Raw genomic sequence first — 23,331 nt, forward strand, 5'->3', positions numbered from 1 at the left:
TAAAGGTTCTGGACAAAATCATTAAACCCTTGTTTTGCCATTCGAGAGCCCGCTCTAAGTGGAAGAATCTGTTCTAGCACGATGAACCCCTACATTACCACTTGGGAAACTGGACGGGTTTCTTTTTATACTATAGGAAATCTGTTCCTGATGTCGAAGTAACATGGATACGTGAGTACATTGACCTCCCTGTAAATCTGTGTCATCTTGGGATTACGGTTCAAAGGGAAAACCGATCGGGTGAGCATCCCTACTTGTACCCGCTTCATGGGGATACCAAACCTAGTATGTATGCCAACAGGGAAAAAGGCATCTGGTACTTTTTTTCTGCTCCATTTCTGGCGATGCTGCGGAATGGTCCGACTCATGTATGGGATGCGCTTTGGAGACGCGGTACGTAAGGTGCTAAAGGACGTCCGACGACTATTGCTAAAAGGAGATACCCGAGTCCTCTTAGCAAAACCAGGGGAGGCTTATCGCGCTTGGATTGATTGGGGAAATCCAGGAGAACCCGTAGTTAAACATTGCACAAGCGGGAGATGACCATCGTTTCAAACAAACTCCTCAAAATGCAACGACGGGAACAGGCCCATAAGTATGCTTTCGATCTTTGTCTCTCCCATGATACTCAGAACTATCTAAGAAAAAGGGGATTGGATGCCAATACTATCCGAACGTATGGCATTGGATGGGATCAGCAGACCAACAGTATCGTATTCCCCAACCGAGACGCAGTAACAGGAGATGTGCTTGGGTTTACGTACCGGTCCATTGTCCCCACTTCAAAAAAACGATACCGTAATACTCCTGACGACAGTCTCTTTCAAAAAGGGGCTGTTTTATTTGGTCTTTATGAAGTGATGGAAGAGGTGTCAACGCCGACTTTATTTTGACCCACCATCGCCGGTTTAGAATTGACCCACCCGGCGATTTTTTGTTGGTTAGGTGGTAGAGGGGGAGCCGTAGGCTCCAGTCCTCATCTTCTCACGAAGTCGGTAACTATTCCCCCTAATATTGACGATGTGGGAATGGTGTAAGAGCCGATCCAGGATAGCCGTAGCAAGTATCGGATCGCCCATCAGTTCCCCCCATTCACCGAAACTCTTGTTGCTGGTCAACAGAATACTCCCTCTCTCGTATCTTGCACTTACTACCTGGAAAAAGAGGTTAGCTGCCAAACTGTCAAACGGTAAGTAACCAATTTCGTCAATAATCAGGAGCTTTGGTCGAATATAGATGCGTAGGCGTTTATCCAGCCTGTTTTCCGTGTAAGCTTTTCGCAGATCTTCGATGAGTTGCGAGAGACTGACAAAGTAAACGGATATCCCTTGCGAGATGGCTTCTACAGCCAACGCCACCGCCAGATGACTTTTTCCTACTCCGGGAGGCCCTAAGAACAAGACATTCTCGTGTCGGGTTACAAAAGTCATCGTGGCCAGCTCTCGAATCAACCGTTCGTCAATGCTGGGTTGGAAAGCAAAATCGAACTCCTCCAGCGTTTTTCGGTAAGGCAAGTGTGCGAGTTTGGTGCGTACCTCCATATTCCGTTTTTGACGTTCCGCTATCTCTGCATCTAGAAGCATGTTGAGAAAGGACAGATAGGTGGGCTGTCCATGACTTGCCGCTTCCAAATGGGCATCCAAGAGTAGAGCCGCTTGCTGAAGCCCAAGTTCCTCAAGACGTAGCCGTGCCTGTTCCAGTTCAATCATGCTCCCACCCCCGTCAGCTGCTCATAGACATCCAGCGAACGCACTTCCACTTGCTGCGATGAAATCTGTCGGGCTTGCGGACGTGGATAGGCATATCCTTGAGCAGTCGTAAGACCTGCATACTGGTTTTCACAAAAAACAGTTGCACGGGATCGATAGACCTTTTGGTGTCGAGCAATACATGTGCCGTCGGCCCAGATTTCCACCCACCCATTCACTTCTCGCACGGTACCCTCACGTCCACTGTACCTCCATGGAACCCCATATCGTACACCATCGTAGCTAACAAATCCGTCTCGGCTGACCTGTCTCGGTTCATGCAAGTATTTTTCCCATCGTTCAGCTGAAGGGATAGGCGACAGATTTTCCTCACGGAGTCGGTCGATGGGACGTTCGCCGGTTGTTCCATGAATACGGCGGTTAATCCGCTCGCACCAGTGTAGGGCTTGTTGATTGAGATCCTGTAAATCAACGAAGCGTTTGCCAGGAAGAAAGTTGTTTTTTACGTATTGAACGCCTCGTTCCACTTTTCCCTTTGTTTCGGGGCGTCGAACTTTGCATACTTTTGGAACAAGCCCAATCGCTGCAGCAAAGTCGGCAAAAAGCGGATGCCAGCGAGGTTTTCGATCATCTCCCATGCCCAGTACGACGGTTTTCATCTGGTCGGTCAGCATTACCTTTGGGATGCCCCCAAAATATTCAAAAGCATGAATCAAGCAACGAAGAAAGCTGTGAATGTCACAACGCTTAGTGAACTCTATATAGGTGGAACGAGAGTACCCCAATACCATGACAAATACCGGCACTTTTCGGACTGTACCGTCCAAATCTACGTAATCACACAGTCCCCAGTCGACCTGTGCATATTCACCAGGTTTCGTCTCGTAACGAAGAACAGCGGGAACTTGTTTGGGAGGACGGAAGTCCTTCACATAGTCTTTCAAGATGGTACGTCCCCCGGTATACCCCTTTTCTCGTAGAAGATCGAATAAAACCTCGCAGTTATAGATACCTTCTTGAAGACGTTCCTGCAGGAACGGTTTATACGGATCAAGCTTGGAACCACGAGATTTACGGGTTCCCTTTTCGGGGGAGAATTCACCCCGGAGATATCGGCGAACTGTATTTCGAGAATGCCCCGTTAGACGGGCAATTTCACGAATACTCTTGCCTTCTGCCCTCATGGTATGTAACGATATCACTATCCCACTCCTTAGCATGTGTCTCCCTCCGAAGATTAACTTGGCCGTTAATTACGAAGGGGATATATTCGCTATGGGTGGGTCATTTTCTTTCCGGCGAACCTGGGTCAATTATATCCCGGCGGTGACAATTCCTCTCGGTTAGAGAAGTAAATTAGCCAATCCGAGTCAATATAGACTCCTAAGTTGTTGCCTGCGGTTCTCACCATTCCGCATACTCTCCCATATTGTGATACTTTTTGCTGCTTACCCTTTTTTGTTAATCTCCATCAGTAAAGCTTCGATGAGGCGAATAATCGATTCTCGGGTAGGAAACATGCGAATGACACGTTCTCGTAGGCGAATTTCTTCGTTGAGTCGCTCCATTGTGAAGATCAGCGATAAAATCCCCAATAGAATCGGTTGAAAATTCCCCATTTTCATCGCAGACTCTCTCCTTGGAGGAGAGAGAAATTATGGTAAAGAATGGGGAGTTTTACATGATTCACGAGATGAGGAAACGTGGCATGAGTATTACTCGGATCGCGCAGGAAATGGGGAGGGATCGAAAAACCATTCGTAAGTGGCTAAACAAGAAGGAACCTGAATCCTATCAGCGAAAGGTCACTCGTCTCGGCAAGCTGGATCCGTTCAAGGATTACGTTCGCCGCCGAATGGAGGAAGGTTGCCTGAATGCGAGAGTTATCCTGGAAGAAATCAAGGCAAAAGGGTATACCGGTGGGATTACCACTCTGCGAGTCTTCATGAAACCGTTCCGGCCCACCGTCATCAGCAAAACCACCGTCCGATTTGAAACAGATCCCGGATACCAAGCCCAAGTCGATTGGGGACGGTTTACGGTGGACTGGCACGGCAAACCAAAACGGCTCTATGCGTTTGTCATGGTCCTCAGCTATTCTCGCATGATGTATCTGGAGTTCACTGAAGATGAGAAGTTGGATACGCTCATCAGTTGTCACCATCGGGCTTTTGAGTATTTTGGAGGGGGTACGGAGGTGATGCTGTACGACAACATGAAGACCGTTGTGAAAGACAGAGATGAACAGGGCCATCCCGTCTGGAATGAGCGTTTTTCCCGATTTGCCAGCCACCACGGCTTCCTTCTTACGAGCTGCCGGCCCTATCGCGCTCGCACTAAAGGAAAGGTCGAAAACGGAATTGGCTATGTTCGCAAGAACTTTTGGCCGCGAGTTCGGGAATTCAAGGGAGTAGACGATCTGAATCGTCAAGCTCGTGAGTGGCTAAATCAAGTGGCCAACGTGAGGATTCATGGAACCACGCACGTCAGGCCGGTTGACCGCTGGCATGAGGAAAAGCTGAAACCCATGAACCCAACGCCGTTTGCGGTCGTCGACCGTCATGCTCGGAAGGTATCAGCCGACTGCCTGGTATCGTTTGAGGCCAACCGTTACTCCGTTCCCTTCCGTTTTATGGGGCAAATCGTGCATGTCCAGGACGACAAGAACGGACGCATCCGGATTTACAGTGGAGACACACTCATCGCTGAACATCCCAAGGCCGTCCAAAAAGGGCAGCTGGTCATCAACAAAAAGCACTTCGAAGGACTGCGCCCAACCGGTCAACATCGAGTTCCTGCCCCAATGCCCAAACTTGTTGACCGACCAGCCCCTGAAGTGCTGGAACGAAACTTATCCGTGTATGAACAATTCCTCGACGAGGCGGTGAGGCTCCAATGATTGGGCTGCAAGAACGTCTTGAGGATGCCTTCCACCAATTCGGATGGACTCGCATTCCCGAGGTGCTTCACCACCACGCCGAAGAAGCTTCCAAACACAATATATCGTATCTGGAATTTCTGGACAAGCTGCTGCAGGAGGAGTTGGCGGCAAAATGGGATCGGTATATCCGGACCCGGACACGTCTAGCCAACTTGCCCTTTCACAAGACCCTGGATCAATTCGACTTTCGTTTCCAACCATCCATCGATGAACGGCGAATCCGGGATCTGGCGACCCTTCGGTTTATCGAGCACCAGGAGAATCTCATTTTCCTCGGCCCGCCCGGTGTGGGGAAAACACATTTGGCCGTTGCACTGGCTTTGGAGGCGATTAAGCAGCGGTATACGGTGTATTTTACAACCGCCCATGATCTCGTGCAAACGCTTCAGCAGGCCGATCAGAACCATACGATCAAACAAAAAATTCGCATGTACACCAAGCCGCGTCTGTTGATCATCGATGAGATCGGCTATCGCAAGATGGACGAACCGGCAGCCCATTTCTTCTTCCAAATCATCTCCGAACGATACGAGACCGGCTCTATCATCCTGACTTCCAACAAGTCGTATGGTTCATGGGGAGAAATCTTTGGAGACTCTATACTGGCCACAGCCATCCTGGATCGTTTGCTGCATCATTCCACCACAATCAATATCAAGGGGGAAAGTTACCGCATCAAAGAAAAGAAAAAGGCGGGTTTCTTCCGACCAGAAGGGCATGAAGAACACCCAAAGGAGTAGTCCTTGTTTCCGCCCCCTAAGGGGCGTATAAAATAACTCTTACTGGGGAATTTTCGATTGATTTTTTTGAGGAGCTTTCTTTTGATCTTGACACATGCCATTCGGACTCATTCGTGGCAACTGTGTCAGACTCATTTTGTGCGGATTATCCTAGATGCCACGCCCAACAACTGCAGAAGGAATTGTATACCCGCGTTCGTGCGATATTGGATGCTCCTGATCTTGAGACGGCACAATTGTTGTAGCAACAAACAGTGGAAAGGTAAGAGGACAAAGCTGCAAAGGCGATTTCCGTTTGGAGAATGGTATATATGATGCCACAGCCGTTCTTCTACTCCCTGAAAAGTACTGCAAACGACTTCGAAATTCGAGGTATAGCTCGCAAAAATTATTTCCATATCCCGAAACCTCCCTTCGTTTATAATAAATGCTATGGAAGCACCGAAGCCAAGGGGGAAAAGCATGGGTTTTTTCGGCAGAAAAGAACCAGAGGTAAAACAAAAAGTGCTCTGTTGGGTGCATGACAATGAACGGACCTACCATCAGGAAATAGATGTCATGTCTTCAATTTTGTCCGATCTGATTCAGCGGGCCACAAGGGAAAACAAGGAGATCGTGTTTTTATGTGTTGGCTCGGATCGCTCAATTGGCGACGCATTGGGGCCGTTGGTCGGGACGATGCTGAAAGAAAACGGGATTGCGTACCAGGTGTACGGTACGCTGGAGGAGCCGGTTCATGCCTTTAACCTGGAACATACATTGAAGACGATCCAGCGGCAGTTCCGGCAGCCGTTCATCATCAGCATCGATGCCGGGCTGGGGGAAAGGGAGCAGGTTGGAGCTGTTTTGTTGAAAGAGGGACCGCTGCTTCCGGGGCGGGCCCTGCAAAAAGTGCTTCCGGCAGTGGGCGATTATCACCTGACCGGGGTTGTCAATTATCTCGATCCGCTGCCAGCAGCGCAGTTTTTAAATGATACCCGTCTATTTACAGTGATGAAGCTGGCCAGAACGATTGTTCAAGCAATTACAAACGTTACAAACAACCAGGGCTGCGCGAGGTAAGCAGCAACCCTGGTTTATGGATGGCGCCATGAAGATGGCGGGATAAAGGATCGGCAGTTATCTCCATCTTACCCGATTTGTTAGATAATCGCTCCAGTCAGTACAGCCAACACGATGATAACGAGGGAACAGAGGAGTGCCCATTTGATCGCGTATCGCTGAAATTCGCCCAGATCGGTTTTGACCATGCCGACCAACAGTAGAGTGGAAGCGACGAGAGGGCTGAGAAAATGGACTGGCTGCCCGAGCACAGAGGCCCGCGCTACTTCGACAGGATCGATACCATATGCGGAAGCGGCTTCAGCCAAAATCGGCAGGACACCGAAATAGTAGGCGTCGTTGGATAAGACGAAAGTAAATGGCATGCTCGTCAGTGCGACAACGAGCGGGAAGAAGTTACCCAATGATTCCGGAATGATGGCAACGAGTGAATTGGCGATGGCGTCTACCATCTTCGTTCCTTCAAAAATGCCTGTGAAAATACCGGCGGCAAACACAAGTGTAACGACGGTGAGAGCGTTTCCGGCATGGGACAGCACGCGCTCCTTCTGCTCATCCAGATTGGGGTAATTGATCATCGATGCCAGCACAAACCCGATTAAGAACAAAACAGGTACCGGAAGAAGGCTGGACACGAGAATTACCATAACCGAAAGCACCAACAGCAAATTGACCCATACCAGCTTGGGGCGCTTGATATCTTCCTGCAACGCGTAGGTAGCGGCAGCTTCGGAAAGGAAAGATTCATTCCGCCCGTCGAGTTCGATATCAATGACACCGATACGTTCACGCTCTTTTTTGCCAAGTAGATACGCGATGCTGATCACACAGATAATTCCGCCAAACATGGTTGGCAGGAGCGGGATGAAAAATTCTCCGGCGTCCAGTCCCAGTGCGGTGATCGCTCTCGTAGCGGGACCGCCCCAGGGTGTCATTCCGCTCATAATGCTCAACGAAAGCAGGGAAATCGTAGCCAGCACTAGCGGTCTCATCCCCAAACGCTTGTAAAGCGGAAACATCGCAGAGATCGTAATCATATGAGTGGTTGTGCCATCTCCATCCAGTGCAACGGTGAGGGCCAATACCGCTGTACCGATGGCGATCTTGACCGGATCTCCTTTTGCAATCTTCAATATTTTCCGAATCAATGGGTCAAACAATCCCGCATCGATGAGGACACCAAAGAACAAAATGGCAAACAGGAGCAGCGCTGCAGACGGTGCAACCGTTTTTAATCCTGCCAGCATCATGTCTCCAAGCTGCGAACCGAAGCCGCCGATCACCGCAAAGAGAATCGGGACTACTGTGAGAGCGGTGACAGGAGACAACCGTTTGGCCATAATAAGATACGTAAAGACGACCACCATGGATATACCGAGTAACGTAAGAATATGAACCCCTCCTCCAACAAGCAATCGCTTACAAATCTGCTTGTTGAAATTTGTGTGCTGTTACCATCTAGGGTAGTGCAAACGAAAAAATAAAGGAAATACATATTTTTTTGCAGTTTTCGAAAAAAAAACTTATAACTAAAACGCAAACTTTTGTCCTGCGTTTACAGCCGGTTAAATGCTCGTCTCTTTGTTTAGGAAGTCGACAAAATGTTTGACGGTGGACAAGCGAAGGACATCCGGGTTGTACATCAGCCATGTATCTCTAAGTACAGGCTCCCCATTTTTATAAGACAGGCCATACGTGTGCAAATTGTCTGAAGGCTGCAGACAGATTTCCGGCAGTATGGAGACGCCAAGTCCGTGTTTTACCATTTCTTTGCACGTTTCCTGGCGGTCGTTTTCCATGGTTACCATCGGCGGATCGGAGAAGCGGTCATGCCACCAGCCGTTGATCAGATTTTTTAGCGAGCTGTCGGTTTTGTAGTTGATAAACGGAAGCTGCGGCAAATTGTCCAAGTCGACCTCATCCTTCGAAATGAGAAAAAGACGTTCTCTGTGCAAAAGCGTTTTGATCCCGTACCATTCATAATTGCCCCGCAAGATCCCCACCTGAACGCTGGATGAGTTCAACAGATGCATGATTTCTGTGCTCCATCCCGTGTTTACGCTGAACTGGACGTGAGGAAACTGATCGGAAAACTTTTTAAAATTTTCGGCAGCTTGTACTGAGCGAAGTTGCTGGAAACCCCGAGACGCAAAGTGCCTCTTACTTCTTTCTGCATGTTTAGTATGTAATCTTTTGTCTTCTGTAGCTTTTTGATCATTTCCTCGGCATAATCCGCCAGGTAAATTCCTTCCGATGTAAATTCAATCCCGTTTTTGATTTTGAAAAACAGGCGTGTGCCAAATTCCTTCTCCAGGTTTTTCAGACGGTATGTCAGGGCTGGCTGCGAGATGTACAAACGCTCGGCAGCGCGGCTTATATTTTTCTCTTCATACAACACGCGAATGGCGATCCAGTCTTTTTCGTCCATTCTTCCAACACCTCAGCTCCTGATTATAAATTTTTTTTGTCAGAATCCAAATAAAATATGTATTTCACTTATGATTCCGTTTATTTTACGATACGTTTACCGAATTCGCAATCAGAAAGGGTAGGAGGGAATGCCGATGAAAGTGCCAGTCGTGATCATGAGAGGCGGTACAAGCAAGGCTGTTTTTTTGAACTATGAGCATATGCCGAAAAACAAGTTGCTGTGGGAGGAATTCCTACTCGACATCATGGGCAGCCCGGATCATCGCCAGATAGACGGTCTGGGCGGAGCCAATTCGCTGACAAGCAAGGCGGCGATCATCAAAAAGGCGGAATCACCTGAATTTGATGTGGAATACACATTTGCACAAGTAAGCATCGATCATCAAATGGTTGATTTCAAGGGAAACTGCGGGAATATATCATCCGCGGTCGGTCCGTATGCGATCGAGCAGGGGATGGTTCCGATCAAAGAGCCGGTCACGACTGTACGAATATTCAACACCAATACGAAAAAGCTGATCATCGCCGAAGTAGAGGTCGAAAACGGCCGTGTAAAAGTGGATGGAAGTTGCTCGATTCCGGGCGTTCCCGGTACAGGCTCTCCGATTTACCTCTCGTTTACGCAGGCTGAGGGAGCGGTTACGGGAAAGCTCTTTCCGACGGGAAACCCGGTGGATATGATCAAAACAAAAAATCGTCTCATTCCGGTCTCCATCGTTGATGTTGCTAACCCACTTGTATTCGTTCGGGCGGCCGACATCGGACTGAAAGGGACGGAACTCCCCGACGAGTATACACCTGAAAAACTGAAAGAGCTGGAAGAGATTCGCTCGATCGCAGCTGAAATGTGCAGGTTTGCCGACCGGAAAGAGGCGACTGCAAAATCTCCGGCAGTGCCGAAAATGACCATCGTCGCATCGCCGGCGGATTACACGGACGTTACCGGGAGCGAAAGAAAAGCTGCTGACATGGACATTGTAATTCGCATGATGTCCATGCAAAAACCGCATCAGGCGTTGGCGATCACCGGAGCGATCTGCACAACTGCGGCCGCTTTTCTGCCGGACACGATTCTATCCGAACTGGTCGAGATCAAGCAGGAAGTGTTTCGACTGGCTCACCCGGCAGGAATTATGGAGACGAAAGTGGATTTCGTAGCAGGTCACATCAGCGCCATCAAAGTCGTGCGTACAGCGAGAACGATATTGGAAGGCTACGTATATACGAAAAGGAATTATTTACAGTCCTATCATTTCGCGTAAATCGGGTTAGAAAATCTGTTACTATTTGGCGGAGGATTCGTAACTGGGCCCAGAAAGAAGAATCATGCGAATCACCCTTTGCGCACATGCAACTCGATAGGGGGACGATGTGAAGGGCTATGATCCGTTTTTTCTGGGAGAAAGGCATGGAGTTTCTCTACCTGAGTTGCAAGTTACGGGCATCAGGAATTGCCTGTTGCTTTGGGGCCTGGTTCCTTCTTGGGCACAAAATCGGCTACAAGATGATCAATGCGCGCGCCGAAACACTGCGGGAGAAGCCGGCATTTCGGCGGCTGTTTGAACGCAAGCGCTGTATGATCCCTGCCGACGGCTTCTACGAGTGGAAGCAGATGGACCGGGGAAAACAGCTGATGAGAATTACCATGCGGGACGGAGAACCCTTTGCCTTCGCCGGCCTCTTTGACACCTGGACTTCGCCCAACGGCCAGAAACTTCACACCTGCACGATCATTACCACCCAGCCCAACGAGGTTGTAGCAGACATCCACGACCGGATGCCGGTGATTCTACGGCGGGAGGATGAAAGCATTTGGCTCGACCGGGAAAAGTACGATGCCGATCTGCTGCAGTCGCTGCTCGTGCCATATGATGCCGGTCAGATGCGAGCGTATCCAGTATCAATGATTGTTGGAAGCCCGAAAAATGATTTCCCTGAATGCATTGTGGAGGTTGCTTGGCAGTAGCCACAACCTCCTGTCTTTTCGTCTAAGGATTCGACACTCAGAGTGCCGAAATGAAGGTATGGAGTGATGTCAAGATCATCCACTCGGGACGGTTTGCGCGCGACGAAGGTAGAGAACGAGAATCAGACGAAGTATGTCTACCTAAACGGAAAAGTAATTGAGGAACTGGACGGGTCCCCTGTATCGAGGCAATGCAGGATTTAGACCAGGATTGAATCGCGTACGAGTAATGAATCAAGCTCTTCTCGTCCGAGGGGGGCTTTGATGTTAATGCAAAATAGCTAAGAATGTATCAAGACGCTTCATATATTTTTCGGAAGGCCGGTACTCATCTTTTTCCCATCCTAATATCATACGCGGGCTCAACCCAAGAATTTCTCCAAATTCTCTCTTGGTATATCCATGATACAGTCGAGCCTTTTTGATCCGCTGGCCTAGTGTATGTTCCGGAAGGTTCTCAAAACAACCGAGGTAAGCGATTGACATCCCCAATGCCTCAGACAACTTTCTGAGGCTAGGTGGGCTTACTGTTAACTTGTTCTGTTCGGCCAGACGAAGAGATCGGACACTAAGACCGGTTGCAGCAGCAAGCTCGACAAGTAACATGTTTTTCTCTAATCGTGTACGTCTGATACGTCCTCCGGGTGTGTCATCTTCCGGCAATGCAGGAGACATTGAAGTCTTCCTGTGAATCGAAATTTCTAGGTTGTTATCTTCACGCTTGGTTATTGGTGTATGCCCAATACCTGAAAGGAAACAGAGGTGCGAGGTATGCTGCATTTTACTGTGAAGTTTAGTGATGATTTTACGCAGCACACACCATACTGTACTGTCCAGGTAACCTCATCGGAGGGTGTAAAGGTAGACGAATACGTGATGAGTTTTGATGACTTTGTCGAGTCCATTCGAAATTCTGAATCGGAGAATGTAAGACCAATGAGAATCCTCGGGGTTCAGAAACGGAAACGACTACGAAAAATCATCGGAAGGAAACGGATGAAAAATCCAGCAATACGTGTCGAGACTCCTACCTTACCCGTCAACTGTGTCAAACACATTTGGATTAATCGAGCGCAGAAGATCCAGATGGTATTTATCGAGGTGCCGAAAGGAAAATGGGACATCGCCTATTACAACACCGCTTTTGAACAAGTGGGATTCCCGCGAATGTTGTTTGGGTACCGAATTCGGGATGGTCGCATTCAACAGCTGCACATCTTAGCCGTAAAGGACAAGGGAAGGATTCGCGAGGACACCGAACTATACAAGTTTCCTTACGCGAATGTATCGAATGGTGTGGTTTGTATGGGGGGAAATCCGTTGCCGGTTATCAAAGACTTGGCTCAACTTGCTACTCTGCACCAGGTCTTTTTTGCGGCTCCCAGTTCTACCTGCTATTACAACACAAACCGGAACGAATCCGGGATCAGTGATTTACGGGAGCTATACAATCGCATGCAGGGACAGGATTTTCCAGAGGAATGGTTAACATCCAAGCAACAAACGTTTGGACAATACTGCCAAGAACTGTAGATCAAAGACTTTGGCGAAAGCTACAGTCTTTTTTTTATGAATTGAATGCATGAGGAGGCATGGAAAACATGACTGACAAACTGTATCAAGAAACTTTGTTCAGCTTTTTAGGAGAAGAGGAACCGGAGGCCATCCAGGACACAGGAAAAGGCAAAAGGACGACGGCAGCCACTAAATCACGGGTAGCTTCCAAGGACCAAAAGAAAACGGCTGCATCTGTCACGAAAAGTGAACCGGAAACATGGGAACTAAACACCGAGACGATCATCCGGTATGGCGGGGAGAACATTCCTCTGACCGATTACTTTACGCCGGAAGAAATCATAAATGGTCTTCCAGAGAGCTCCTCAACGGATGAACAATCTACAGAAGACAACGCAGCACTGAAAATGAGGAACATTACGGGTGAAGACGTGAGGAAACGGATGGAGAACGACTTTGGCGAACTAACTGAAGAGTTAACAACGATGACATTCATTAAGGAAAAGAATATGATTATCCCTGTTCTAACCGCTCGTAAGAAAGGAAGCGGCATGATCTTGGATCGCCGACATGGTGTTTATCTGAAGTTGGAGGATGCTGTGGCAAACCGCCGGTCCAACATGTACCTTCCCGGAGCTGATGGTCATATGTACCATATCCGCGAAACAGAAGCGTTAACGATCTGCAAAAAAGCCCGGAAGGTTCCAAATGTTCCGGCGTTGGTAGAAGGTGTGCGTCTAAAATTCCCCAGGATTCCCTGGGGGATTCTGACGCAGTTTTTGGTTGTCGCTCGCCACTTCGCCAGGACATATGGCGCTGAGGTTCATGGCGAGATTTACTGGGGAGAAGAAGGGTACCAACTGGTGATTCCGGCACAGATTGTGAGCAGAGACATGTGTGAACCAACTGAGCAAGTAGCTTACGTGGAAAACGTTGTGAAAGTGATGGAAATCCACTCTCACCATACGATGGAAGCCTACTTTTCTTCCCAAGATGATCGATCTGAGCAGGCGCCGATCCTCTATGCGGTTGTGGGAAGGGTGCTGGATTTCTTCCCGCAAATTCTGGTGAGGACGTGTCTGGACGGGGAGTATCTGATCATCAATCCCCATATCGTCTTTGAATCACCGTTGGAGTCTCCGACGACCCTGGAGTTTCCTCAAGTGACCGTGAAAGGAGCGGGAGACGATGTTACGGTTTAACGAACGGAAGAAGATCTTTTACTATATCGTTCAGATCGGTGCAGGCGCAAATGGCGGATATATTCTGCAGCAATGCGCTCAAATGATGAATATATTCAAGGTACAGGGGTTTTACCTGGTGGCCGATCCGGATACGGTAGAACAAAAGAATTTGGCCAATCAACTCTTTATACCAAAGGATGTCGGACAGAAGAAAGCTGCGGTACTGGCTAACCGGTACCGCAGCCATTATCAAGTGCCGATCGCAGCGTTCGATGAACGGTACGTTGAGGATGAGAGAACGTTAAACCGGTTGTTTCAGTTCACGGATTATCGCGGGTGTTACAGTTGGGACACGTTTTTTCTCCCAATTCTGATCGGCGCAGTGGATAACAACTACACACGCCAGGTCATGCACAGTTACTTTCTCAGTCAAGAGAAGTTGCTCTACATCGATGTGGGAGTGGAAGCTGCCTGGGTTCCTCGTGACGGCCGGCCACGTGAAGAGTGGACGGAGGAGGAGCAGCAGCGCCACGCGAATACCGGATGGACCGGACAAGTAGTAGCCGGATTGAGATTGAACGGAAAAACGGTTCTGGAACCGGTGGCTAGCCGCTTTCCAGGCATATTGGAGGATGAGGACGAGATCGAGATCGCTCCTTCTGTAATGGCCTGCTCACAGGTGATCGCGTCAGAGCCGCAGCGGTTAATTACCAACAGGTTCGCGGCGCAAGCGGTGGCAGGTTATTTGAACGAATTGTTTGGAGAGAGAACCTTGTCTACACACGTGACGTTCTTCCACGCGAAGAAAATGTACATGCGTGGAGAAAGGATTAGCTCATAGTATGAATGAGGGCATGAATGGTACTGTCGCCTTTGCATAAGCAGAGGCGCTTTTTTTATGTTTTTTGAAAAGAACACGAGGAATTAGGCAAGATAGATGTTTTGCCACAATTTTTTAAAAAATATTCACAAAATGATTTATTTACATACAGATCCAAAATTTGTATAGTATGGATGGGTGGGAAACCTCCAAAATCTGGATAAAGAGGGTGAGATTATGTAACTGTGTCACTTTGTCCACATGATTACTAATTTCTTTTGTGTAGGGAGGTAATGCAAGTGAAATCAAGCCTTGTTAATCGAGTACTTTGTCTATTTTTTGCAATAGCATTACTGTTTACTTCGGTTAACATCCCTGTAAATGCAGCTACTCAACCTAACCAAAAGAATATCGATAGAATTGCAGAATTGACAATCCAATCTGATGATGGAAAAGAAACAACAATTACAATGTTCCTTACAAAAGGAACTAAACTTGACGAGACTATTTTTCAAGGTATTAATAACGGAATAAAAGTCACGGACATTAATATCAAGCCTGTTAATGATAAGGATTTAAGGAACTTTCAAGCCCTGTCTTCAGATGGAGAAATAAAACCGCTTTTTGTAGATACCATTTTTGATGTCGGAAACTTCACTATATCTCTTGTGGAGTTCATTACAGAACCGACTTTCTGGAATGGGTTCTATGTTGTAATGGATGGTGCCGCTGTAATTTTTCCCGGGATACCAGCCATAAGTGGCGTAAAAAGAATGATAAAAAATAGTGACACACTTAAAGAGTCACTAAAACTTGGAGTTAAAACATATGATGAACTTAAAGATGGTAGACCATATGGTTGGCATCGACATCATATATTTGAGAAACGCTTTGCATCTAGATTGGGAACCCATGAAGACGATATGTTATGTATTGCAATACCTAAGGAGTACCACGATCCAATAACAAGCGCAATGAGAAAAGAGATTCCTTACGGCTCTAACTATAACAAGTATACTCCTGATGAGATAATGGATGCTCATATTAAAGTGTATCGCAATCTATGGAAAGAAACTGATGATGAAGTTTACGAATTTTTGTTTAAATTTGCTAGTGAGAAACAACATAGTGTCCGCCGTTAAGTATATCCGTTAAGTATATATAGAATCTCATTAAAAACTCTTATCCCTCTTTACAAGAAGGCAATACGAAACGGAACTTCTGGTAAAGAGGGGGTTTTATTTGATGTAGAATAAAGTAACAGGACTTCGTTTTATCAAGAATCTCCAATGGTTCCAGAAGTTATGATATAATCTTGATCATCCTAGTTAGAACATGAGGTGTAGATGCATGAAGATAAACGTTTATTTTACCTTTCAAGTATATGATCTAAAAATTAAATTTAAAGTCGATCAAATTCTTCATAGTCTAATCCAAGATTTTGAAATACCAGAAGCAGATATCATAAGAGATGATGTTTTTGCCCAATATAAATTTGAAGTAGCATACGATACTGAGTTAATTACAGCAATAGTTGAAAATCTAAATGCGATTTATGAAAAAACAAAAGGACGTAAACTGATGTCACCTACTTTTCGAGGATTTAGATATATATATAAATATACTGACGACGAGATAAAAAACGCTAAATTATTTAACATCACCTCAATAGGTAACAAACCACAATTATATCTTTCCAATAAATCAAAAGATGAAGTTGCATCATTTTGTACAAGATGTTTAAGAAATAAAAAAGTTAACAATAATGAATTAGCATTTAATACTTCAGTTATGAAAAAATATCCGATCGTATTCGTTGATGAACATTTGGTTATTTCCCAGGAACTTGCGGATAAGTTTAGTGAGTGGAATTTATCTGGGTATGAATTACGAGAGGTAATTCATAAGGGAAAAACAACAGGGGAAAAAGCCTTTCAGATTATTCCCACAAATATTTTGCCGCCCCAAACTGTAATCGAACAATTACGTAATGATCCTCACATCAAACAGCAAACATGCCCTGAATGTGGTGTTGTAGAGCACTTACAGGTACCCTATTGTTATGATGAGAATATAAGTCAATTTATGCATGATTTTAATTTTACCTATGAATATTATCCTATCAACAATAAAACAGTTATTCGGGATATGTTAGTTAGCAAGAAAGTTATCACGTTATTAGTTGAACATGGTATTGCTAAACTTGAGACCTTATCTGATGAGAGCAAATGGACGCTAGTTCCCGTGCTGACAAACAACACTGTATAAGCATTGGAGGTCAGAAATGAAGACAATGTTAAAAATAGTAGCCGGTAGTTTGTTTTGTGGTTGGTTTATGCTTCTTTGGAGTTATGAAATGCTGCTCTCAAGTGATATTCCAGTAAGGATTTCATTTGATGAAATGAGGAGTACACTGCTTACCATTATAGTTTCCACCCTGATCATGCTTCTCTATATCAGAATAGTAAAGAAGAGTTTGCTATGGTGTTTTTTTCTTTTTCCCTCACTTTTTTGGGCAGGATCTATGCTGATGGCGATCAAATATCAGTATCATGATTACGATACAACACTCAGTGTGGCAGGGTTTGTAGGATGCTTATGTATCATCTTGTATTCCCTTCCCTTTGAAGAAATTAAGAAAATCGTAAAAAGACCTACCTCACGATTGTGATGTAGGTCTCAGATTGCAGACAAACTCCCTCGTTACCATTGGCAGTAGAGGGAGTTTGTCCTGTATGTATTTGAAGGTGAAGCGGAAATGAAGGGCATTTTGCCTCCCTTTGCCTGACTTCCATAGCCAATTGGCCAGTTTTTTTAAATTCATACAAGCAAAGACAAGCATCGCTTGCATTGTCACTTTTTTCAGTCCTCGTAAAGTGGTCCAACGCAAGCCATGCTTCTCCTTTAAATCCGCAAATACACACTCAATGGTTTCTTTTCTACGTGTGTACAGGCGTTTATTTAATTCGGTATGTCGCAGATGCTTCACTTCGTCCAGGTAATCGGCCCAAATATGACGACTGACTCGCCTCACAGCCTCCCGGCTCTGTGTACACTGGTAGCGGAATGGGCAATGGTTGCAGTCGCCTGGAGTGGAACGGTACATACGGTAGCCGTCACGCGTGGTGGTTTCGTAAGTAAGAACTTGTCCGGCAGGACAGATATAGCAATCAAAGTATTCATCATACACGTATTCATGCTTGCGAAAAAACCCTTCCTTCGTATGAGGACGGGTGTAAGGCATCACGGGGCGAATTCCTTCTTCCAACAGATACTTGCTAATGTAAGGAGTTTTATATCCGGCATCTACTGCCATTGCGTCCGGTTTTCCTACGCGTCCCACGGCATGTTCGAAAACATCCGAAAAGACCTGACTGTCATGAACGTTAGCCGCCGTCACCACGGCACTGACGACAAACCCATGTTGGTCACTTGCTGCATGAAACGAATACGCAAACGTTTGCTCCTTTTCGTTTTTGACAAACCAGCCACTATCGGGGTCGGTACAGCTTTGTTTCACCTCCTTCCAGGCTGTTTCAGTCTTTTTTGGCAATGGCTTCTTTCCATGCTCCACGCGGTCCTGGTTCAATTCTTCTTCAAAAAGTTCCTGATACTTCTTCTGCTCTTCCCGTACAAGTTGTTTCATGTATTTGTTTTTGTTCACACTGGCTTTTACATGGGTGGAATCAATATACAAGACTGAGGGATCGACAAATCCGTGATGGCAAGCCTCTTCGAGAATATGAGAAAAAATCTTTTCAAACAGATTGGTTCCTTGAAATCGCCGTACATAGTTTTTCCCGAATGTCGTGAAGTGGGGAATCGGTTTAAAGTCGTAACCAAGGAACACCCGATAAGCAATGTTCGGTTCGATCTCTTTGATGGTTTGACGCATGGAACGGATTCTAAACAGGTACTGGATGAGCACCATTTTGATGAGGACGACAGGGTCAATGATAGGTCGTCCGTTGTCGAGAGAGTACCGATCTTTCACCAAGTCGTAGATAAAAGAAAAGTCGATGGCATTTTCGATTTTTCGAACAAGATGATCTTGCGGAACAAAATCATCTAACGAGACTACGGAAATCTGGTAACGGCCTTCGGCCTGTTGCTTATTCAGCATGCTTCTACCTCTACACAGCATTGAATGTCATGTTTATTCTTATAAAAAATGCAGAGCGGGTAAAAAGCCCGCTCTTCCACTGCTAATCCCCCTCATTAAGAGATGTACCTTGATCCAAATAATACTTTTTCAAATATGGGTAACCTAAATTACATGCGCATCGGAGCATTTGCATAACTACATCTTTATTTACTGGGTTAGGACACGGTTTCATTAGCGGTATTATCTCATTGCAAAATTGGCCAAAACTCGGAATTTCTTCGCCATTTTGCTCTGCAAGCTTGATTTTTCGATTAAAGGTAAATAAGGCTTTCTGGATTTTTCTAATCTGCTCCGGTGCTAATCGCTGTGAAATGAACCAGTTATTCAGCAGAAACGTGTGTTGATCGACAGCAAAGTCTCTGAGTAGGTCGATGTAACACTCCAAACGTTCTACTTTTTGCTCTAGAGTTTCTTCCAATCAAATCCCTCCCTGTGGACTTATAATAATACTTGACAGACGGCATAAGCAATGTGTCTAGAAATAGAGTAAGGCACCCCTGAAGCGTGCAATGCGCCTGTTAATTGATCTTCTACCCATTTTTCGGCAACTTCAGTAAACTCTGCCATTTCTCTGAGTTTTTTGGCCACAGGGTCGATGTTTTTATAAAATGCATCTACCGTGTCCTTATCTGTAAAGTATTCAACAATATCGTAGATCACGGAATTTCTATTTTCAAGCTTCCTGGCAGCAGCTAGCAACGTCTTACGCGTAACTTTGCCTTTCCATTGTGGCTCGATTGCTTTCTGTTCAATTTGGCTTGCTATGGATGATTGACTCGTGGCAGCGGTGTTGCTGGGGGAAGCAGAGGCCGCAGCCGGGATTGCTAGGGCAGTTACAAAGATTGTAGCGGAAAGTAATACAGAAAGTGACCTTTTCAACATGGTAAAACTCCTCTCAAATTCGTATTTTCATCACAACAAGATTCTAACAATAGGAAAATTAAGCAGTAAATTGGACTATTTTACTATTTTTGTTAAATGTTATGTCGAGTCCTCAATTATGGCGATAGGGGATACATAGCAGGGTATGGCGATGCTTAGGGAACAATCATGCTGACCATGAGATAAAGTTATGAAGAGGAGCAGCAGCGTCACACGAATACCGGCTGGACCGGTCAAGTCGTAGCCGGATTGAGAATGAACGGAAAAACCGTTCAGGAAGCGGTGCGGACATATTGGAGGATACGGACGAGATTGCTCCTTCTCGTCTGGCATGTTCCCAAGTGATTGCATCCGAGCCGCAGCGGTTGATAACCAACCGGTTTGCAGCGCAGGCAGTGGCCGGTTACTTGAATGAATTATTTGGGGAGAGAACGTTGTCCACACGTGACGTTCTTCCACGCGAAGAAAATGTACATGTGTGGGGAAAGGATTAGTTCATAGTGTGAATGAGCACATAGTGGTACTGTCGCCTTTGCGTAAGCAGAGGCGCTTTTTTTATGTTTTTTGAAAAGAACACGAGGAATTAGGCAAGATAGATGTTTTGCCACAATTTTTTAAAAAATATTCACAAAATGATTTATTTACATACAGATCCAAAATTTGTATAGTATGGATGGGTGGGAAACCTCCAAAATCTGGATAAAGAGGGTGAGATTATGTAACTGTGTCACTTTGTCCACATGATTACTAATTTCTTTTGTGTAGGGAGGTAATGCAAGTGAAATCAAGCCTTGTTAATCGAGTACTTTGTCTATTTTTTGCAATAGCATTACTGTTTACTTCGGTTAACATCCCTGTAAATGCAGCTACTCAACCTAACCAAAAGAATATCGATAGAATTGCAGAATTGACAATCCAATCTGATGATGGAAAAGAAACAACAATTACAATGTTCCTTACAAAAGGAACTAAACTTGACGAGACTATTTTTCAAGGTATTAATAACGGAATAAAAGTCACGGACATTAATATCAAGCCTGTTAATGATAAGGATTTAAGGAACTTTCAAGCCCTGTCTTCAGATGGAGAAATAAAACCGCTTTTTGTAGATACCATTTTTGATGTCGGAAACTTCACTATATCTCTTGTGGAGTTCATTACAGAACCGACTTTCTGGAATGGGTTCTATGTTGTAATGGATGGTGCCGCTGTAATTTTTCCCGGGATACCAGCCATAAGTGGCGTAAAAAGAATGATAAAAAATAGTGACACACTTAAAGAGTCACTAAAACTTGGAGTTAAAACATATGATGAACTTAAAGATGGTAGACCATATGGTTGGCATCGACATCATATATTTGAGAAACGCTTTGCATCTAGATTGGGAACCCATGAAGACGATATGTTATGTATTGCAATACCTAAGGAGTACCACGATCCAATAACTAGTGCGATGAGAAAAAAGATTCCTTACGGTGAAGACTATAATAAGTATACTCGCAACCAAATATTAGAGGCTCATATTGATGTATATCGAAAACTATGGAAAGATACTAATGATGAAGTTTACGAATTCTTGTATGAATTTTCTAAAACTAAACAACACAGTGTTCGTCGTTAAATATTTATTTATATATAAAACATGACTAGGGTTTTCTATGCCTCTTTACTCAAAATCAGTTTTGAGTAAAGAGGGTGTTTTTTATATTAAAACAAAAAGCCAGTAGAATAGCTTGGTATAGATGAGATGATTTTGAGAAGAATTGACTAAAATCCAAAAGCATTCCTAGAAGCAACCACGCTCAGTTATTATCAAAACTATCCAAATTATTCTAGAGAGTATGATATAATCTTAATATCATAAAAATGAGGTGTAGCTATGAAGATAAACGTTTATTTCACTTTTCAAGTATATGATCTTAAAATTAAGTATAAGGTCGATCAAATTCTTCATAGTCTAATACAAGATTTTGTAATACCAGAAGCAGATATTATACGAGATGATGTTTTTGTCCAATACAATTTCGAAATTGCATATGACACTAAGCTAATAACAACAATAGTCAAGAATCTCAACGCAATCTATGAAAAAGCAAATGGAAATATGACGCCAACTTTTCGTGAATTTCGATATGAATATACGTATACTGATGACGAGATGAAAAACGCCGAATTATTTAGAATCACCTCAATAGGCAACAGACCGGAATTATATCACTCCAGTAAGTCAATAGTTGAGTTTGTGCCATTTTGCGCAAGATGTTCTAGAAATGAGAAAGTTACAAAAAACAATTTAATAATTAATACTTCAGTCATGAAAAAGTTCCCGATCATATTTGTTGATAAATATTTGGTTATTTCTCAAGAACTTGCGAATAAGTTTAATGAGTGGAATTTGTCCGGGTATCAATTACGAGAGGTGATTCATAAAGGGAAAACAACTGGAGAGAAAGCCTTTCAGGTTATTCCCACAAATATCTTGCCACCCCAAACTGTAATCGACCAATTGCGTAATGATCCTCATATCAAACAGCAAACATGCCCTGAATGTGGTGTTGTAGAGTATTTACAATTTCCCTATTGTTATGATGAAAAGATTAGTCAATTTATGCAGGATTTTAATTTTACCTATGAATATTACCCTATCAATGAAGAAACAGTTGTTCGGCAAATGTTAGTGAGTAAGAAGGTTATCACGTTATTAATTGAACATGGAATTGCCAAACTTGAGACATTATCTGATGGGAGCAAATGGACGGTAGTTCCCGTGCTGACAAACAACACTGTATAAGCGTTGGTGGTCAGAAATGAAGACAACATTAAAAGTAGTAGCTGGTACTTTATTTAGTGGTTGGTTTATGCTTCTTTGGAGTTATAAAATGCTGCTCTCAAGTAATATCCCAGTAAGGATTTCATTTGATGAAATGAGGAGTACACTGCTTACCATTATAGTTTCCACCCTGATCATGCTTCTCTATATCAGAATAGTAAAGAAGAGTTTGTTATGGTGTTTTTTTCTTTTCCCCTCACTTTTTTGGGCAGGATCTATGGTGATGGCGATCAAATATCAGTATCATGATTACGATACAACACTCAGTGTGGCAGGGTTTGTAGGATGCTTATGTATTATCTTGTATTCCCTTCCTCTCGAAGAAATTAAAAAAATCGTAAAAAGACCTGCCTCACGGTTGTGATGTAGGTCTTTTGGGAATTAGAAGTTTATTGTGATTGTGATAAAATTGGGAAAAATGTTGAGAAAATCGAATTATCGAAAAAAATATAAATGAAAATTTATAAGGAGTCGATTATGTCTACCACAAATAACGAGCGTCAGGCACTACAGATGACATTACAATTTCTGCTTGAGCAACGAGTATCTATAAGAAAAGAATATCTACAACGGGACAAAGAACTGGCGGAGGAGATCAAGCAGCTATTACATCGAATCCGTCAGTTGGATGAGCAGTTTGGTGTACCTTCTGGCATGGATGATCAACAAGGTGGAACAACAATTGGAACGGCTGTTCCTGTTGAGATGTCTGCAAAGCGAGCAGGGAGAGTCCGAAGGCCATATCAGCATCATGATTATCCCAGGATCGCTCGGGAAGTGGAAGCCATTTTAGAGGAGGCGACAGCACCACTGACACTGACACAACTGTATGGGGAGCTGCAAAAACATCAGGGATTTGAATGGCCGCATCCGTACATCATTATCCAAAAGGCACTGAAGTACTCAGAAAGGGTTCAAGTACAGAAGGAGGGCAGAAAGCTAATGTTTTCGATTGTGAAATGATGAGTGTTACGCAGTTTTGTAACCAGTTGCAACTTTGAATTAGAAAGAGCAATGGTCAGGAGTGTGGCAGTTTGGGCGGGCAGGGGGGATCAATCGGTAGGGTTGGGGTAAGGAAAGATCTGTC

General features: G+C 44.7%; 22 protein-coding genes and 3 pseudogenes. 16 read left to right on the forward strand and 9 right to left on the reverse strand.

Going from position 1 to position 23,331, the window contains the following annotated elements:
• The first annotated feature begins 569 nt into the window (after positions 1-569).
• Positions 570-893 (forward strand): hypothetical protein, encoded by a 324-nt coding sequence (locus tag Q7F15_RS20560; RefSeq protein ID WP_368509260.1) that lies wholly within the window; start codon positions 570-572, stop codon positions 891-893.
• A 48-nt stretch (positions 894-941) separates the two neighbouring features.
• On the opposite strand, the gene istB (Q7F15_RS07740) is transcribed toward Q7F15_RS20560, so the two are convergent.
• The 3 genes and pseudogenes from istB (Q7F15_RS07740) to Q7F15_RS07750 all read right to left on the reverse strand — a co-directional run.
• On the reverse strand, positions 942-1,709 hold the full coding sequence (gene istB / locus Q7F15_RS07740; protein ID WP_008409491.1) for an IS21-like element helper ATPase IstB: 768 nt from the start codon (positions 1,707-1,709) through the stop codon (positions 942-944).
• Entirely contained in the window at positions 1,706-2,929 is a 1,224-nt protein-coding gene (gene istA, locus Q7F15_RS07745; protein ID WP_008409807.1) for an IS21 family transposase, read from the reverse strand. Before istA (Q7F15_RS07745) ends, istB (Q7F15_RS07740) begins: the two co-directional genes overlap by 4 nt.
• A gap of 184 nt (positions 2,930-3,113) precedes the next feature.
• A pseudogene (locus tag Q7F15_RS07750) lies at positions 3,114-3,277 on the reverse strand (transposase); the annotation flags it as partial.
• Between the two features lie 113 nt (positions 3,278-3,390).
• On the opposite strand from Q7F15_RS07750, the gene istA (Q7F15_RS07755) reads away from it, so the two are divergent.
• From istA (Q7F15_RS07755) to yyaC, 3 genes are all read left to right on the forward strand, one after another.
• A complete protein-coding gene (gene istA / locus Q7F15_RS07755; protein ID WP_230077399.1) occupies positions 3,391-4,608 on the forward strand; it encodes an IS21 family transposase in 1,218 nt (405 codons plus the stop codon).
• The gene (istB, locus tag Q7F15_RS07760) at positions 4,605-5,390 is read left to right on the forward strand and encodes an IS21-like element helper ATPase IstB (RefSeq protein ID WP_029099487.1); all 786 of its coding nucleotides are present in this window, start codon (positions 4,605-4,607) and stop codon (positions 5,388-5,390) included. Before istA (Q7F15_RS07755) ends, istB (Q7F15_RS07760) begins: the two co-directional genes overlap by 4 nt.
• 558 nt (positions 5,391-5,948) lie before the next feature.
• Entirely contained in the window at positions 5,949-6,452 is a 504-nt protein-coding gene (yyaC, locus tag Q7F15_RS07765; protein ID WP_035298231.1) for a spore protease YyaC, read from the forward strand.
• Positions 6,453-6,532: 80 nt separating this feature from the next.
• On the opposite strand, the gene Q7F15_RS07770 is transcribed toward yyaC, so the two are convergent.
• Together Q7F15_RS07770 and Q7F15_RS07775 are read right to left on the reverse strand one after the other, a co-directional pair.
• Positions 6,533-7,843: a CitMHS family transporter gene (locus tag Q7F15_RS07770; RefSeq protein ID WP_035298233.1), complete on the reverse strand. Its 1,311-nt coding sequence runs from the start codon at positions 7,841-7,843 to the stop codon at positions 6,533-6,535.
• A 174-nt stretch (positions 7,844-8,017) separates the two neighbouring features.
• Positions 8,018-8,880 (reverse strand): annotated as a pseudogene (locus Q7F15_RS07775) (LysR family transcriptional regulator).
• A gap of 136 nt (positions 8,881-9,016) precedes the next feature.
• Between Q7F15_RS07775 and Q7F15_RS07780 the strand changes: the two are divergent.
• Both Q7F15_RS07780 and Q7F15_RS07785 read left to right on the forward strand, forming a co-directional pair.
• Positions 9,017-10,144, forward strand: a complete 1,128-nt coding sequence (locus tag Q7F15_RS07780; protein ID WP_044897897.1) for a 2-methylaconitate cis-trans isomerase PrpF family protein — start codon at positions 9,017-9,019, stop codon at positions 10,142-10,144.
• A gap of 196 nt (positions 10,145-10,340) precedes the next feature.
• Positions 10,341-10,848 (forward strand): annotated as a pseudogene (locus tag Q7F15_RS07785) (SOS response-associated peptidase); the annotation flags it as partial.
• Between the two features lie 267 nt (positions 10,849-11,115).
• Here Q7F15_RS07785 and Q7F15_RS07790 read toward each other — a convergent pair.
• Positions 11,116-11,523, reverse strand: a complete 408-nt coding sequence (locus Q7F15_RS07790) for a helix-turn-helix domain-containing protein (RefSeq protein WP_083989760.1) — start codon at positions 11,521-11,523, stop codon at positions 11,116-11,118.
• Positions 11,524-11,844: 321 nt separating this feature from the next.
• On the opposite strand from Q7F15_RS07790, the gene Q7F15_RS07795 reads away from it, so the two are divergent.
• The 6 genes from Q7F15_RS07795 to Q7F15_RS07820 all read left to right on the forward strand — a co-directional run bounded on the left by Q7F15_RS07795 (position 11,845) and on the right by Q7F15_RS07820 (position 17,038).
• Positions 11,845-12,381, forward strand: a complete 537-nt coding sequence (locus Q7F15_RS07795) for a hypothetical protein (RefSeq protein WP_304415338.1) — start codon at positions 11,845-11,847, stop codon at positions 12,379-12,381.
• Between the two features lie 68 nt (positions 12,382-12,449).
• On the forward strand, positions 12,450-13,565 hold the full coding sequence (locus tag Q7F15_RS07800; RefSeq protein ID WP_304415339.1) for a Mov34/MPN/PAD-1 family protein: 1,116 nt from the start codon (positions 12,450-12,452) through the stop codon (positions 13,563-13,565).
• Positions 13,552-14,388, forward strand: coding sequence for a ThiF family adenylyltransferase (locus tag Q7F15_RS07805; protein WP_304415340.1), 837 nt, complete (start codon positions 13,552-13,554; stop codon positions 14,386-14,388). The genes Q7F15_RS07800 and Q7F15_RS07805 overlap by 14 nt, the downstream gene beginning before the upstream one ends.
• Positions 14,389-14,666: 278 nt before the next feature.
• Positions 14,667-15,509 carry a hypothetical protein gene (locus Q7F15_RS07810; RefSeq protein ID WP_304415341.1) on the forward strand — a complete coding sequence of 281 codons (843 nt, stop codon included), beginning with the start codon at positions 14,667-14,669 and terminating at the stop codon, positions 15,507-15,509.
• Positions 15,510-15,717: 208 nt separating this feature from the next.
• Positions 15,718-16,635, forward strand: coding sequence for a hypothetical protein (locus Q7F15_RS07815; RefSeq protein WP_304415342.1), 918 nt, complete (start codon positions 15,718-15,720; stop codon positions 16,633-16,635).
• Between the two features lie 16 nt (positions 16,636-16,651).
• A complete protein-coding gene (locus Q7F15_RS07820) occupies positions 16,652-17,038 on the forward strand; it encodes a hypothetical protein (protein WP_304415343.1) in 387 nt (128 codons plus the stop codon).
• On the opposite strand, the gene Q7F15_RS07825 is transcribed toward Q7F15_RS07820, so the two are convergent.
• The 3 genes from Q7F15_RS07825 to Q7F15_RS07835 form a co-directional block, all read right to left on the reverse strand.
• Positions 17,027-18,490, reverse strand: a complete 1,464-nt coding sequence (locus Q7F15_RS07825; protein WP_304415344.1) for an IS1182 family transposase — start codon at positions 18,488-18,490, stop codon at positions 17,027-17,029. The two genes, Q7F15_RS07820 and Q7F15_RS07825, sit on opposite strands and share 12 nt — an antisense overlap.
• An 82-nt stretch (positions 18,491-18,572) precedes the next feature.
• Positions 18,573-18,950, reverse strand: coding sequence for a DUF1878 domain-containing protein (locus tag Q7F15_RS07830; protein ID WP_304415345.1), 378 nt, complete (start codon positions 18,948-18,950; stop codon positions 18,573-18,575).
• A 20-nt stretch (positions 18,951-18,970) separates the two neighbouring features.
• The gene (locus tag Q7F15_RS07835) at positions 18,971-19,414 is read right to left on the reverse strand and encodes a YqxI family protein (protein ID WP_304415346.1); all 444 of its coding nucleotides are present in this window, start codon (positions 19,412-19,414) and stop codon (positions 18,971-18,973) included.
• Between the two features lie 778 nt (positions 19,415-20,192).
• On the opposite strand from Q7F15_RS07835, the gene Q7F15_RS07840 reads away from it, so the two are divergent.
• The 4 genes from Q7F15_RS07840 to Q7F15_RS07855 all read left to right on the forward strand — a co-directional run bounded on the left by Q7F15_RS07840 (position 20,193) and on the right by Q7F15_RS07855 (position 23,207).
• Positions 20,193-21,035, forward strand: a complete 843-nt coding sequence (locus Q7F15_RS07840; RefSeq protein ID WP_304415347.1) for a hypothetical protein — start codon at positions 20,193-20,195, stop codon at positions 21,033-21,035.
• Positions 21,036-21,293: 258 nt separating this feature from the next.
• Positions 21,294-22,205, forward strand: coding sequence for a hypothetical protein (locus Q7F15_RS07845; RefSeq protein WP_304415348.1), 912 nt, complete (start codon positions 21,294-21,296; stop codon positions 22,203-22,205).
• Between the two features lie 16 nt (positions 22,206-22,221).
• Complete coding sequence (locus tag Q7F15_RS07850) at positions 22,222-22,608, forward strand: hypothetical protein (protein WP_304415349.1); 387 nt, start codon at positions 22,222-22,224, stop codon at positions 22,606-22,608.
• Between the two features lie 113 nt (positions 22,609-22,721).
• On the forward strand, positions 22,722-23,207 hold the full coding sequence (locus Q7F15_RS07855) for a Rok-like winged helix domain-containing protein (protein ID WP_304415350.1): 486 nt from the start codon (positions 22,722-22,724) through the stop codon (positions 23,205-23,207).
• The last annotated feature ends 124 nt before the right edge of the window (positions 23,208-23,331 follow it).

The organism is Brevibacillus aydinogluensis, from assembly GCF_961514395.1.
Lineage (GTDB): Bacteria > Bacillota > Bacilli > Brevibacillales > Brevibacillaceae > Brevibacillus > Brevibacillus aydinogluensis.